11 protein-coding genes are annotated in these 13,515 nt (G+C 65.2%); 7 read left to right on the plus strand and 4 right to left on the minus strand.

What is annotated here, in order from left to right; translation table 11 throughout:
• Positions 1–28: 28 nt before the first annotated feature.
• Complete coding sequence (locus ABZ195_RS08140; protein ID WP_355216532.1) at positions 29–4,774, minus strand: PQQ-dependent sugar dehydrogenase; 4,746 nt, start codon at positions 4,772–4,774, stop codon at positions 29–31.
• Between the two features lie 91 nt (positions 4,775–4,865).
• Here ABZ195_RS08140 and ABZ195_RS08145 point away from each other — a divergent pair, with 91 nt between their 5' ends.
• Positions 4,866–5,117 carry a hypothetical protein gene (locus tag ABZ195_RS08145; protein ID WP_355216533.1) on the plus strand — a complete coding sequence of 84 codons (252 nt, stop codon included), beginning with the start codon at positions 4,866–4,868 and terminating at the stop codon, positions 5,115–5,117.
• A 934-nt stretch (positions 5,118–6,051) separates the two neighbouring features.
• Positions 6,052–6,480: a hypothetical protein gene (locus ABZ195_RS08150; protein WP_355216535.1), complete on the plus strand. Its 429-nt coding sequence runs from the start codon at positions 6,052–6,054 to the stop codon at positions 6,478–6,480.
• Between the two features lie 35 nt (positions 6,481–6,515).
• On the opposite strand, the gene ABZ195_RS08155 is transcribed toward ABZ195_RS08150, so the two are convergent.
• Positions 6,516–6,848, minus strand: a complete 333-nt coding sequence (locus ABZ195_RS08155; RefSeq protein ID WP_355216537.1) for a helix-turn-helix domain-containing protein — start codon at positions 6,846–6,848, stop codon at positions 6,516–6,518.
• Positions 6,849–7,112: 264 nt separating this feature from the next.
• Here ABZ195_RS08155 and groES point away from each other — a divergent pair, with 264 nt between their 5' ends.
• The 4 genes from groES to ABZ195_RS08175 all read left to right on the plus strand — a co-directional run bounded on the left by groES (position 7,113) and on the right by ABZ195_RS08175 (position 10,989).
• On the plus strand, positions 7,113–7,415 hold the full coding sequence (groES, locus tag ABZ195_RS08160; RefSeq protein WP_149480186.1) for a co-chaperone GroES: 303 nt from the start codon (positions 7,113–7,115) through the stop codon (positions 7,413–7,415).
• A 94-nt stretch (positions 7,416–7,509) separates the two neighbouring features.
• A complete protein-coding gene (groL, locus tag ABZ195_RS08165; RefSeq protein ID WP_355216539.1) occupies positions 7,510–9,129 on the plus strand; it encodes a chaperonin GroEL in 1,620 nt (539 codons plus the stop codon).
• Positions 9,130–9,478: 349 nt separating this feature from the next.
• Positions 9,479–10,408 (plus strand): NADP-dependent oxidoreductase, encoded by a 930-nt coding sequence (locus tag ABZ195_RS08170; RefSeq protein ID WP_355216541.1) that lies wholly within the window; start codon positions 9,479–9,481, stop codon positions 10,406–10,408.
• Positions 10,405–10,989, plus strand: a complete 585-nt coding sequence (locus ABZ195_RS08175) for a cyanamide hydratase (RefSeq protein WP_355216543.1) — start codon at positions 10,405–10,407, stop codon at positions 10,987–10,989. Before ABZ195_RS08170 ends, ABZ195_RS08175 begins: the two co-directional genes overlap by 4 nt.
• Here ABZ195_RS08175 and ABZ195_RS08180 read toward each other — a convergent pair.
• On the minus strand, positions 10,986–11,168 hold the full coding sequence (locus tag ABZ195_RS08180) for a hypothetical protein (protein WP_355216545.1): 183 nt from the start codon (positions 11,166–11,168) through the stop codon (positions 10,986–10,988). The genes ABZ195_RS08175 and ABZ195_RS08180 overlap by 4 nt on opposite strands.
• Before the next feature lie 228 nt (positions 11,169–11,396).
• Between ABZ195_RS08180 and ABZ195_RS08185 the strand changes: the two genes are divergently transcribed.
• A complete protein-coding gene (locus ABZ195_RS08185; protein ID WP_355216547.1) occupies positions 11,397–12,887 on the plus strand; it encodes a threonine/serine exporter family protein in 1,491 nt (496 codons plus the stop codon).
• On the opposite strand, the gene ABZ195_RS08190 is transcribed toward ABZ195_RS08185, so the two are convergent.
• Positions 12,888–13,178, minus strand: coding sequence for a WhiB family transcriptional regulator (locus ABZ195_RS08190; RefSeq protein WP_056556934.1), 291 nt, complete (start codon positions 13,176–13,178; stop codon positions 12,888–12,890).
• Positions 13,179–13,515: the final 337 nt, after the last annotated feature.

A 13,515-nucleotide genomic window follows, 5' to 3' on the forward strand; every position in this document is an offset into this window, starting at 1 on the left:
ATTGGTCGGAGCGGTCTGCAGTGGCGACTCAGGCACTGAGGGCTGCGACTTTCGGCACGACGCTGACGTGGTCGAAGGTCGTGGTGTTGAGCTGTCCGCCTTCGTGGGAGGTGACGAACAGGCCGACGAGCACAGAACTGCCGAGAGTGACTGTCGTCGAGCCGATTTGGGTCCACACCTGGCCGTCGGTCGATGTGTAGCCGGTGACCGCGTTGCCGGCGCGTGTAAGTTTGAGCCAGGTATTCGGTGATGCGGCGACTGCGCCTCCGACGCTGCTGTTGAAGTTGCTCTGGAGCACCGTGCCGTGACCGGGGGTCACCGCCAGCAGTGCGTACGGCGAACCCGCTGCTGCTGACTGCTTGATCATCAGACCGCTCTTGGCCGAGTCGCTGGTGTTCTCCTGTCCTGTCACCCGGGCGACGATGTCGCCGTCACCAGACAGGGTCTGGCTCACGAACTGCAGCTGATCGGCATCGGCCCAGATGTCGTTGCCCCCGCCATTCACGGTGAATACACCACCGGCGAAGGTCGAAGAGCCCTTCAACTGCGGGGCACCGATGTCGGCGGCCGCCCAGGGCGAAGGCAGCGTCACGGGTGGCGCGGAGCTCGCGGATAGGGAGACGTGGTCGAACGTCGAGGTGTTGAGTTGCGCTCCGTCATGCGAGGTGACGAACAGACCTGCAAGCGCGGTATCACCGAGAGCGACTGTGGCCGAACCGACCTCGGTCCAGGTGACACCGTCGGCCGACGTATAGCCGGTGACCGTGTCACCGACACGCTTCAGCTTTAGCCACGCATTCGGCGGCGTGACGACCGCGCCTCCAACATTGGTGTTGAACCCGCTCTGAAGCACGGTGCCGTGTGCGGGTGTCACCGCCAGCAGTACGTAGGGCGCACCCGCTGCCGACGACTGCTTGATCATCAGACCACTCTTGGCCCAGTCAGAGGTGTTCTCCTGCCCGGTCACCCGGGCGACGATCTCACCATCGCCGACCAACGACTGATAGCTGTAGTGAAATTGGTCCGCATCAGCCCAGATGTCGTTGCCGCCGCCGTTGAGTGTGTATGTGCCACCTGTCACGGCGGTGTTACCGGCAAGCGTGGGCGCACCAATGTCCCTGCTGGTCCACTGGTTTGCCTTGACGACGCTGACCTTGTCGAAGGTCGTGGTGTTGAGTTGTCCTCCGTCATGGGAGGTGACGAATAGACCAACGAGCGCCGAGTTACCGAGAGCGACCGTGGTCGATCCGATTTGATTCCAGGTGACACCGTCGGCGGAGGCGTAGCCGGTAATGGTGTCCCCGGCGCGCTTGAGTTTTAGCCAGGAAGTCTGCGCTGTCGTCGCGCTCTGGATGCTGGTGTTGAACCCGCTCTGAAGCACCGCTCCGTGGCCGGGGGTCACCGCCAGCAGCGCATACGGCGAACCCGCTGCCGCTGACTGCTTGATCATCAGACCGCTCTTGGCCCAGTCGCTGGTGTTCTCCTGCCCTGTCACCCGGGCGACGATCTCACCGTCACCGGACAGGGTCTGACTCGTGAAGTGGAACTGATCGGCATCGGCCCAGATGTCGTTGCCCCCGCCATTCACGGTGAATACACCACCGGCGTAGCTCGAGGAACCCGTCAACTGCGGGACACCCACGTCGGCACCTGTCCACGGCGAAGGCAACGTCGTCGGTGGCGCCGAGCTGTCCGAAACGCTGACATGGTCGAACGTCGTGGTGCTGAGAAGCGTGGAGAACTCGTGGGAGTTGACCGCAAGCCCGGCAGTCGCGCTGGCGCTCATCGCGAGCGTGGTCCGGCCGACCAACGTCCAGTCGGTTCCGTTCGTCGATGCGTAACCGCTGAACACGTCGCCTTCGCGCTGCAGCTTCAGCCAACCATCGGGCAGCGTGTACGGCGCAGAGCCGCCGTCACCGTTGTAGTTGTACTGGAACGTGATCCCGTGATCGGGCGTCACGGCCAGCAGCACGTACTTCGAACCGGGCGCCGTCGATTCCTTGATGATGACGCCGGACTTGGCCCAGCCGTCGGTGTCGGTCTGCGACGTGGCCCTGGCGATGATGGTTCCATCACCGCTGAACGGCTGATAGACGTAGTGGAACTGATCGGTCTTGTCCCAGATGTCGTTGCCCGCACCGTGAACGGTGAACACACCGTTGTCGTAGGACGAGTAGCCGGCTGCGGTCGGGCGGCCGATGTCGCCCTGTTGCCACGGCGCGGGCGGGACGTCGAGCGCGGTGAAGGTGACACCGTAGGACGTGTTGGCGCCCGGCGTCACGATGGTGTGGGTCTGCGCCAATCCATCGGACCAGCTGCCGAAGACGAACTGTCCGTCATCGACGTACTGTGGCGACGGTGCGCCGAGAACGCGTTCGACGCCGACGACGGCCCGTTCGGTGTGAGTTCCCTTGAAGGGAATGCCGTCGATCGTGTATACCGCGTCGGGATCGTTCGAGTTGAACGTCAGGTCGACGAGGTTGGGCTTGACCTCAATCGTGTCGCTACTCGATAGACCACTGCTATCGGTCACGGTCAGCGTGAGCCGGTAGGACGTGGTGTCGATGTTGTCGGCGCCCCGCGGAATGGTGATGGAGCCCGTCGGACCGACGATGTCGCTGCGGAACGGATGGATGTGGTCGGCATGCTGGAAGACCACGGTCCACCTGTAGGCGCTGTCCGGCAGTACTCCGTCCTCGGCGTCGGTGCCAATGCCGGAGAACGAGATGACGTCACCGGCGTTGTACCTCGAGTCATTCGACGGAGTAACGATCTGTGCAGTGGGCATCGTGCTTCCGACCACGATTCGCTGTGTCGCCGTATTCGTCTTCTCCCCGTCGCTGACGGTGAGCGTGACGTTGTAGGCGCCGTTTACCGTGTAGGTCCTCGTTGGGCTCATGAGCGTGGAGGTGGACCCGTCACCAAAGTTCCACAGGTAGCCCAGCGTGGTATTCGGGTCCGGGTCGCTGGACCTGGACCCAGAGAAGTTGACCGTCAACGGCCCGAGGCCGCTGCTCGCGGAAGCAGCGATTACCGCCGCCGGAGCACGGTTGCCGCCCGAGGGCCTGATGACCGAGAGTTCACCAGGAAAGATGTTGAGTTGGTAAATGTTTCCATCCGGCCCCTGCGCCAGTTTGACGGTCGTTCCCGCGTTGTCGTCGAACATCTTCTCGCTGATGAAGCTGTCGAAGTCGGAATCGAAGGTCAGTTCCTTGATGAAGCCAAGCGTGTAGTCGGCGATGAAGACCTTGTTTTGGTACTCATTGCCAAAGGTGTCGCCGGTGTAGACCATCACCGCGGTGATCGAGCCGGCGTGTGCAGCATCTGCGGTATGCGCGTACGTGTAGACGGGATTCGCGTAACCGCAAGTGCTGCAATAGCCTTCGGCAGATGGCCAACCGTAGTTTGCCCCGGCGGTAACGATGTCGAGTTCCTCGAACGCCGAGCCGCCGACGTCGCCCGCGAGGAGCTTGCCGTTGGGGGTGAACGTGAAGCGGAACGGATTTCGGAGTCCGTACGCCCAGATGTCGGGTACCGCTCCAGGGGTGTCGAGGAACGGGTTGTCGTCGGGAACGGTGCCGTCGGGGTTGAGCCGCAGGATCTTGCCGTGCACATTGGCCAGATTCTGGGAATTGGTGTTGTTCGTGTTCATTCCCATGGCCCAGTAGAGCTTTCCGTCTGGGCCGAAGTGGATCTCGCCACCGTGGTGGTAGACGTTGCCGGGTTGATCCGATTCAAGCAGGACCAATTCGGAAGCTGGGTTGGCGGTCTCGCCAGTCACCGTGAAACGGGACAACCGATCGAAATTCTGCGCGGTGGTATACGAGGCGTAGATGTATCCGTTGTGTTCGAAGTCCGGGTCTATCTCGATCCCGAGGAGACCTCGTTCCTCGTCGGTGTCGGTGGGGAGGGTGGCCAGCGTGATGACCGGGTCGTCGTGAACGTGACCGTCGTGATATAGCTTGATGGCTCCACCCTTTTCAGCGATCAGGATGTCTCCATCCGGCAGGAACCGGAAGTCCGTCGGCTGTACGAGCCCGGACACCAGGAGGGTCCGGTCGAAATCGTCGGGGAGACCCGTGAGTTCGCCGTCGCCGAGACTCACGGGGGGATGCACTCCCGTACCGCCGTCCTGACCCGTAACGTCGGCGGCCGCCGGCAGGACGACGTCACCATCGACGGGGGCGACCTGTGCCAGCAGTGGTGACGACGAGGCTACGACCGTGGTCTGGGGCAGATACTGATCGACCTGCCGGCGAACCCAACTCAAGACGGCCCACAGAATTGGCGTATCGGGAGTGGGCGTCAGCGGCGCCTGATCGAGGATCGGTCCGAGAACTGCGTGAATGATCTGAGCGGCGACCGTCAACAGCGGCCGCATCGGGTCCACCGGCGGCGCGGCATCGGGGATCGACGACGTCTGCAAGCTCGAGGGCGGGCCGATCAACGACTGCGCCGTGAGCATCTGCGTGTTCGCGTTGACCGTGGCGTTGGTCGTCAACCGGTTGCGCGCCGATGTCGTTGTCGTCGCGACCGCAAGCTCCTCTTCGTCGACGACGGCGGCCATCTTCGGTGGGGCTGCATGGGACGCCTTCGAATCGTTCTGCGTGTCAATGTGCTTGGCCTCGAGCGCCACCGGGTCTGTCTCGGGCTCATGGTCTCCGGGTCCCTTGACGACGACCGACGTCTCGTCGGGATCCGCGAGAACGTAGGGCTTTCCGTCCTGCACTCCAGCGCCGCTGCCGCCAGAGGTGAGGCTGCCGGACGAGCGCACTATGACACCCGAGTCGAGAACCGTGACCTGCTCGGCAGAGGACGTCCCCGAGGTCGAACCCGCTTGGGCGCCATTGCTTCCGATCGCGGTGGTGTTGGAGTTCGACGTCGAACCCGAGTTGGGCGACGAGCCCGTAACGGTCGGCAGCTTCGGGGCGGGATCCGTTGATGGCGATGTCGACGAAGTGCCCGATCCCGACACGGACGAGGAGTCGGGCGCAGTCGTCCCGGATACCGTTGATGTGGCGTCGTCCGCCGAGGCCAATGCGGGGAAGGCCCCGAACAGTCCGCCGACACCGAGTGCTACCGCAAGCGCCCCCACCCGGCCGACATACTTCGCGTAGGTCGCGCCAGGGGTTGCCTGCTCGGCTCTGGGTTCTGCATCGACGACTGCGCGTGACCGTTCGTCGTCTACACCAAGTGGCTGCTCATCGATCGCGTTCGACCCCATGCGCCGCCGGTGAATCGAATTTCTTGACTGCATGCCCCCCCGAGCCCCGTTCTCTTTACCACCCCGTTGATATTCGCTGTCATCATGGCACCAAAGATTTAGCAAAGCAATATCTGGTGTTACCTCAGAATCCGCGTAGGTGACCTGTGCGTCACCAGCGATTATTGAAGCAACTCCAGGAAAGCTTCCTGCATGGTCAATAATGCCTGTTTGGAGGCCTATATCTCTTGGATTCGTCTCCTATAGCAAAGTAATACTTTTGCCACCCCGCAGAATATTCGTCTTTTCGAGATTGGTAATTCGACCAACTTCTGCACAGATATGGTTTGCTGGCAACTTTTTTGGGAACCGTCGAGGCTGCGCTGTGATCGCAGTATCGTGCGCGGTTCTGGGTTCTGGGCCCTGTGGAAACATCCCGTTGACTCCATGCGTCCTCCCTCCCGCAGAACGTTGCGTGGCGACACTCGAAATGCATGCCACGCAGCACTGGGAACGGGGGCTGGATCGGGCAGGGCTAAAGAGCGACGCCGACGACGTCGGACCCCAATGCGGGGGAGGGGGCTCAGCTCGTAGCGTCGCGCACCACCCGCGCGATGATCTCGCGGAGTGCGGGCAGTGTGCCGTGCCTGCGGCGGATGACGTCGGCGTCAAGCGCCGTCCACCCGGTCTGGTGACTGCGCCCAGCCAGGTGCCGTCGTCACCGTTGAATTACTAATGAACAGCGCGTTGTCACGCACCGCGGATCGGTTTGCGCTCGTTGCACGGCGCCAAAGCATGGTCGGCGGCCGTTCTCGTCGACAAGGAAGACGTCGACGAGCCGCTTCCAGATGTCGGTGGCCGCCACGTCGAGCGTGGTCGAGTTCTCCGACCGGGTCGGATGGGAGATGGCGAAGTCGTCGCCGAAGAACTCATGGTGGCGCTTCAGCGCCCTGGCGATCAGGCAGTTCGACGGAAACCACACGGGCGCAGGCCAATTAGAGTTTCCCCAACGTCGCCGTCGTCGACTCGGCGGACTCGTAATCGATACCCGCACAGATGCCCTGGATCTCGATCTCGTGCGGATGGTCGCGATGTCGGCCGAGAGCGAGCGCAGCTCGTGCGGCGCCAGAAACTCCGCGGGGATCGTGCAGCTTCTCGCACATCTGGCGTACCCATCTGGGCTGTTGACGCCGACCAGGCGAGCGGTCCAACGCTTGCATCTGCGACTTCTCGTCAACGCATTACACGACCGCCTTCTCGGGCGAATTGTGGTGTAGGCAAACAACATCGAACCTTGACGACCAACATCGGGTCAGTCGAGAGTTTGAACCCATTGACCAGATGGGATTTTGAGATCGAATCGGCGCCAGATCCGACCGATCGTCGTCGGCGAGAACCCCGATCGTGCAGCCGTCGACGTCCGCGACCGGTGCATTGCGTTCGCTGGTTTCTGCTCTAGCGTCGCGACTAGTACTCCTTCGATCTTGTCCAACAGGATCGACGATGGCCGCCCCGGTCGCGGCTTATCCACTAGACCGTCGAGCCGGCTGACCACAAACCGTCGACGCCACTTGTTCAAGGAGTTGTGCCACCCAACTCGTGGGCAGTGTGGGTCTTGCCCGCGCCGAACGCGCCGTTCATCCACACCAGCATGCCGCCGAGGCTACCGAGGCAGGCGGCCCTGTCGGCGGTCGTACTTGATCTAGATCCGAATCACCGTGCACCCACCCTTGAGGTACTAGCACTCGCGTGTATAGAGTGCTAAGTGGCAGGCGGCCAAACCCCGCTCCGGCTCCCGCGACGACGGTGTCGAGGTGCAGGACGCGTGCCGAACAACATGACAACTGCAGGAATCCGTGAAGGTCCGGGAATCGTCCCGGATCGCACCCCTATCAATGTGGAGGGCTCCATCGTGGCCGTGAACATCAAGCCACTCGAGGACAAGATCCTCGTTCAGGCCAATGAGGCCGAGACTACGACCGCTTCTGGTCTGGTCATTCCCGACACCGCCAAGGAAAAGCCGCAGGAAGGCACCGTCGTCGCAGTTGGCCCCGGCCGCTGGGACGAGGACGGCGAGAAGCGCATCCCCCTGGACGTCTCCGAGGGCGACACCGTCATCTACAGCAAGTACGGCGGCACCGAGATCAAGTACAACAACGAGGAGTACCTGATTCTGTCGGCACGTGACGTGCTGGCAGTCGTCTCCAAGTAAGCATCACCATTCCGCCCCGGAGATCCCCGTCAACGCGGGTGATGTCCGGGGCGGCATGCGTTGCGTCTCATCTACGTAGACAGAAAGAACCATCATGAGCAAGCAGATTGAGTTCAACGAGACTGCGCGCCGGGCCATGGAAGCCGGCGTCGACAAGCTCGCCGACGCGGTCCGCGTGACGCTGGGACCGCGTGGCAGGCACGTCGTGCTGGCCAAGGCCTTCGGCGGCCCGGTCGTCACCAACGACGGCGTGACCATCGCCCGCGAGATCGACCTCGAGGATCCGTTCGAGAACCTCGGTGCGCAGCTCGTCAAGTCCGTGGCCACCAAGACCAACGACGTCGCGGGCGACGGCACCACCACCGCCACCGTGCTCGCCCAGGCGATCATCAAGGCCGGACTGCGCAACGTGGCCGCCGGTGCCAACCCCATCGAGTTGGGTCAGGGCATCGCCAAGGCCGCCGACGCGGTGTCCGAGGCGCTCCTGTCCGCCGCCACGCCCGTCACCGATCAGAACGGCATCGCGCAGGTCGCCACCGTGTCCTCGCGTGACGAGGTCATCGGCGCACTGGTCGGCGAGGCCATGACCAAGGTCGGCCACGACGGCGTCGTCACCGTCGAGGAATCCTCGACGCTGAACACCGAACTCGAGGTCACCGAGGGCGTCGGCTTCGACAAGGGCTTCACCTCGGCGTACTTCGTCACCGACTTCGACACCCAGGAAGCCGTCCTCGAAGACGCGCTGGTGTTGCTGAATCGGGAGAAGATCAGCTCGCTGCCGGACCTGCTGCCGCTGCTGGAGAAGGTCGCCGAGGCGGGCAAGCCGCTGCTCATCATCGCCGAGGACGTCGAGGGCGAGGCGTTGTCGACGCTGGTCGTCAACGCCATCCGCAAGACGCTCAAGGCCGTCGCCGTGAAGGCGCCGTTCTTCGGTGACCGTCGCAAGGCGTTCCTCGACGACTTGGCGGTCGTCACCGGTGGCCAGGTCGTCAACCCCGACGTCGGACTGCTGCTGCGTGAGGTCGGCCTCGAGGTGCTGGGCACCGCCCGGCGCGTCGTCGTGACCAAGGACAGCACCGTCATCGTCGACGGTGGCGGCAGCCAGGACGCGATCGAGGGCCGCAAGTCTCAGCTGCGCGCCGAGATCGAGGCCACCGACTCCGACTGGGATCGCGAGAAGCTCGAGGAGCGGCTGGCGAAGCTCTCCGGTGGCGTCGCGGTGATCAAGGTCGGCGCGGCCACCGAGACCGACCTCAAGAAGCGCAAGGAAGCCGTCGAGGACGCCGTCTCCGCGGCCAAGGCGGCCGTCGAGGAGGGCATCGTCACCGGCGGCGGCAGCGCCCTGGTCCAGGCCGGGTCGGTTCTGCAGGCGCTGCGTGAGTCGCTCTCGGGTGACCAGGCGCTCGGCGTCGGCGTCTTCGCCTCCGCGCTGTCCTCGCCTCTGTTCTGGATCGCCACCAACGCCGGGCTCGACGGCTCGGTCGTGGTCAACAAGGTCTCGGAACTGCCGGCGGGGCAGGGCTTCAACGCCGCCACGCTGGCCTACGGCGATCTGCTGGCCGACGGCGTCGTCGACCCCGTCAAGGTGACCCGCTCCGCGGTGCTCAACGCGGCGTCGGTGGCCAGGATGATCCTGACCACGGAGACCGCGGTCGTCGAGAAGCCGGCTCCGGTCGAGGACGACGGCCACGGCCACCACGGCCACTCGCACTAGATCGTTCGTCTCGAGCAGCGCCCCCGGTCCACGTGGCCGGGGGCGCTGTTCGTCGCGTCGGGGCCCGCGTGTCGTACGTCGAGCCGAGCCGGCTCGAGCCGTGGGGCGGACGACGTGCCTACGCTCCTGGCGCCGGATTGGCCCCCTTGGGTCGCCTGTTCGGGATTAACGTGGGGGCCATGGTGGCCACCGGACACGTCAGGACCTCCGATCTGGCGTCCATCACCCCGCCGCTCGTCGAGCCGGGGGGTCGCAAACCCGTGGAAGTCCCGGCAGGACAGGCATTCCGGGAACCAGGTGGTGCCGTCTGCACGCTTGCCAGCGCACGTCGGAGGACGCGGTTAGCACCATGCGGGCGGTGATCGCACGAAGTCGCACCGCCGGCCTCGAGTTGGCCGAGCGACCTCATCCGCACGCCGCGGAGAACGACGTGGTGGTTCGCGTCCACGCGGCGGGGTTCACGCCCGGTGAACTCGACTGGCCCGCCACCTGGACCGACCGCGCGGGCCGGGACCGCACGCCGTCGGTTCCGGGCCACGAGGTCGCCGGGGTGGTGGCTGAATTGGGTTTCGGCACAACCGGATTGGAGGTTGGTCAGCGTGTCTTCGGCATTACCGACTGGTGCCGCGACGGCACGCTGGCCGAATACGTCGCGGTGGAGGCACGCAATCTGGTGCCCCTGTCCGACCAGGTCGACTTCGTCACCGCGGCGGCGATGCCGGTCTCGGGTCTGACCGCGTGGCAGGGTCTGTTCACCCATGGGCGTCTTGAAGCCGGACAGACCGTGCTGGTGCACGGCGCGGCCGGCGGTGTCGGCTCCGTTGCGGTACAGCTGGCGCGCGAGGCGGGCGCCCGAGTCGTCGGCACCGGCCGCGCCGCGCACCGCGACGCCGTGATCGGCCTCGGTGCAGACGAATTCGTCGCCCTGGAGGATCAGCGGCTCGAGGACGTCGGTCGGGTCGACGTGGTTCTGGACGTATTGGGTGGCGAGCTCCTTGACCGCTCGGCGGCGTTGGTCCGGTCCGGCGGCGCACTGGTCAGCATCGCCGCGGCACCACGGGTTCGCCCCGAAGCCGGGCGAGCGGTCTTCTTCGTCGTCGAGCCCGATCGCGCGGGGCTGGCCGAGCTGGAGGTCAGACTGCGAGATCGCCGGCTACGGCCGCTCCTGGGTGCGAGGTTCGCCCTCGAGGACGCGCTCGCCGCGTTCGAACCGGGGGCCGGCGGTCACGGCAAGCCGGTCGTCTGCGTCGACGACCCATCCCAAGGAGGCGACCGATGACCGACTTTCCCGAGACGCCCGCGGCGACGGCCGCACTGACGGTGGCCACCCGCTTCTACTCACCCGGGCTGCTAAACCACTGCGTCCGTTCGTATCTGTGGGGGACGGCGTACGCCGCCGCGCACGACATCGCGTTCGACGACGAGCTGTTCTACGTCTCGGCGATGCTGCACGACATCGGACTCACCGACTCGTTCGACAGTCATCGGGTGGCCTTCGAGCAGGCGGGAGGTGACGTGGCCTGGGTGTTCGGCGTCGCGGCGGGCTGGCCCATCGAGCGGGCGGTGAGGGCGGAAGAGATCATCGTGCTCCACATGCGCGACGACGTGTCGGCCGCCGTCGACCCGGAGTCGCACCTACTGCAGGTTGCCACCAGTTGGGACGTCGCCGGACAGCGGCCCGAGGAGTTCCCCGCCGCCCTCAGGACGCAGATCGTGGGGCGGTATCCGCGGCACGGGTTCGCCGAGGAATTCATCGCATGCTTTCAGGACCAGGCCGTACGCAAGCCCGAGGGTGCGGCTGCCGGGTCGATGGGCCGAGACGGTGCCGGCCGCATGAGGTCCAACCCGCTCGACGCCTAGGCCGCCGCGGCGGCCGGAAGCTGGGTCGACGCCGTGCTGACGTGGAAGTACACCTGCTGGCACGGGAGGCACGACACGTCATAGCGCAGACCGCCGCCGTCGACCGCGTCGAGCTGAAAGTTCAGCGGGCCCGCGCAGCGCGGGCAGTGCGTGGTGCCGACTTCGATGGTTGACGTCATCGCCAATGCCTTTCCGGTGAGCTCATCGTCTGAGCAGTGGATGCCCCTCAAAGTAGGTAGCCAACCTAATAGATGGCTTAGAAAACCAGCTCCGTGGCGATGGTGTGCCCATTCTCACGAGCGGGTAATCGCGAAAGTGAGCCTGCCATGAGTAAAATCGGTTTTGCTCCTGACGCATGCGCGGATGGGCGTCGGAGCAGTCGCTTACAGGAGATCAGTGCAGTGAACATGCCCCGTAGTCACGCCGGCCAGCAGTGGCGGGCGCGTCAGCGCGACATCTTGAGCCGCATCGTTCGCGAGACGGACCCCCCGACCGGGAGCCTCCCGCGGATCACCGACAACAGCCGCAAGCTCGACGCCGCCTACAGCGCTCGGGTCGGCGAGGTGCTCGACCTCGCGGGGTCGATCGGCGCGATCCTGATGGCCTCCGGAATGCCGGCCACCGCCACGATGGAGAACGTCACCGCGATCACCGTCGCCTACGGCCTCGAACGCTGCGAGGTCGACGTCATCAACACCACGATCCACGTCTCCGCCTACCGCGGTCCCACCGCGGCACCCGCCAGCACCTTGCACATCGTGCAGTCCAGGTCGATGGACTTCAGCAGGTTGGCCGCGGTCGACCGCCTCATCGGCCGCATCCGCGCGGGGGAGATCTCACCTTCGACGGCCCGCGACGAACTCGACGCCATCACCACTGCGCCGCACCCCTACAAGCGGTGGATCGCCACCCTCGCCTGGGGCGCCCTGGCCTTCGCCACCGCCGGAACCCTCGGCGCCAGCCTGCTGGCCTGCCTCGTCAGCGCGTTGAGCGCGATGACGATCGACCGGGTGAACCGCCAGCTCAACAAGCACGGCCTGCCGTTCTTCTTCCAGTACGCCGTGGGCGGCGCCATCGCGACCGCGCCCCCCTTGGTGCTCTACTGGCTCAGCCCGAAGCTGGGCCTGAACTTCGAGCCGACGGTGGCCATCGCGGCAGGCCTCGTCGTCTTGCTCGCCGGGTTGTCTTTGGTCGGCTCGGTCGGCGACGTCATCACCGGGGCACCCGTGACTGCCGCGGCCCGATTCTTCGAGCTTGTCATGATGACCGCAGCCACCATCTCCGGCGTGGCACTGGTCCTGCACCTGGCGGGTCAGTTCGGTGCGCCGTTCGTCGCGATCAGCGGATACGCCCCACCGGCACTGGCCGAAGTGCCGGCACGTGTGGCCTTCGGCGCCGCGAGTGCGGCGGCCTACGCCCTGGCCTGCTACGCCGAACGCACCTCCGCGGTGGCCGCGGCATTCGGCGGAGCCGCGGGCACGGTCGTGTTCTTGCTGGCCCAGGGCGCCGGCCTGGGTGCGGTGGTGGCGTCGTTCGCCGCCGCGGTGCCCATCGGACTGGTCGGCCGTCTCATGGAGCGCCGCAACCTGGCGCCGCCGCTCGTCGTCTCCATCGCCGGTATCGTCCCGCTGCTTCCAGGTCTGGCGTTGCTGCACGGCATCTACGCCATCCTCAACGACCAGCACGCCGTCGGCTTCGCCTCGGTGCTTGGCGCGATGGCCATCGGCACCGCGCTGGCCGCCGGGGTCACGCTCGGCGAGTGGAGCTCGTTCAAGGTGCGCAAGCGGCAGCTGCAGGCGCGGAGACTCAACCGCCGACACCCCGTGGAGTCAGACGGGCGTGCCGCGTTCGTCGACCCCTCGCACGCCGTCGACCGAGCCGTGAAGCGGAACCCCTAGCTAGGCGCTGCGGCGAATGCCCCGCTTGAGCAGAAGCTCGCGCTCGGACTCGCTGAGACCGCCCCAGATGCCATAGGGCTCGCCGACGGCGAGGGCGTGTGACCGGCACTGAGTCACCACCGGGCAGCTGCGGCACATCTCCTTGGCGCGCATTTCCCGCTGGGCGCGAGCCCGTCCACGCTCGCCGTCGGGATGGAAGAACATCGAAGAATCGACACCCCGGCAAAGTCCTGACATCTGCCAATCCCAGATGTCGGCGTTGGGCCCGGGCAACTGCTGCGGCTGTGGCATTGGGAAAACCCCTCTCTACGCACATCTTTCGCGAACGATCGAAAGCGTGAGTCGTGTAACCGATCCGAGCACGTGTCGCCGATGACTACTCGTGCACACAAACTAGAAGGGCTCGTGAACATGGGTCAATAGCCCAAGCATGTGCTCAACCACATAACGGCAGGCCGAGAATTTACATCACGTTCATCAATGCGACGCGGGCGAAACGAGACCGGCCACTCGACTTCGCGCTCAGCGTTCGATGTTCGGGCATTTACGCTGCTCGCGCATCGTCGGCCGGCGCCAGGGTCCACGGGACGCGACGGCCCAGTTGACGTCGACGTAACACGGCGAGCAT

The sequence above is a fragment of the Mycobacterium sp. NPDC006124 genome (assembly GCF_040614235.1).
GTDB lineage: Bacteria > Actinomycetota > Actinomycetes > Mycobacteriales > Mycobacteriaceae > Mycobacterium.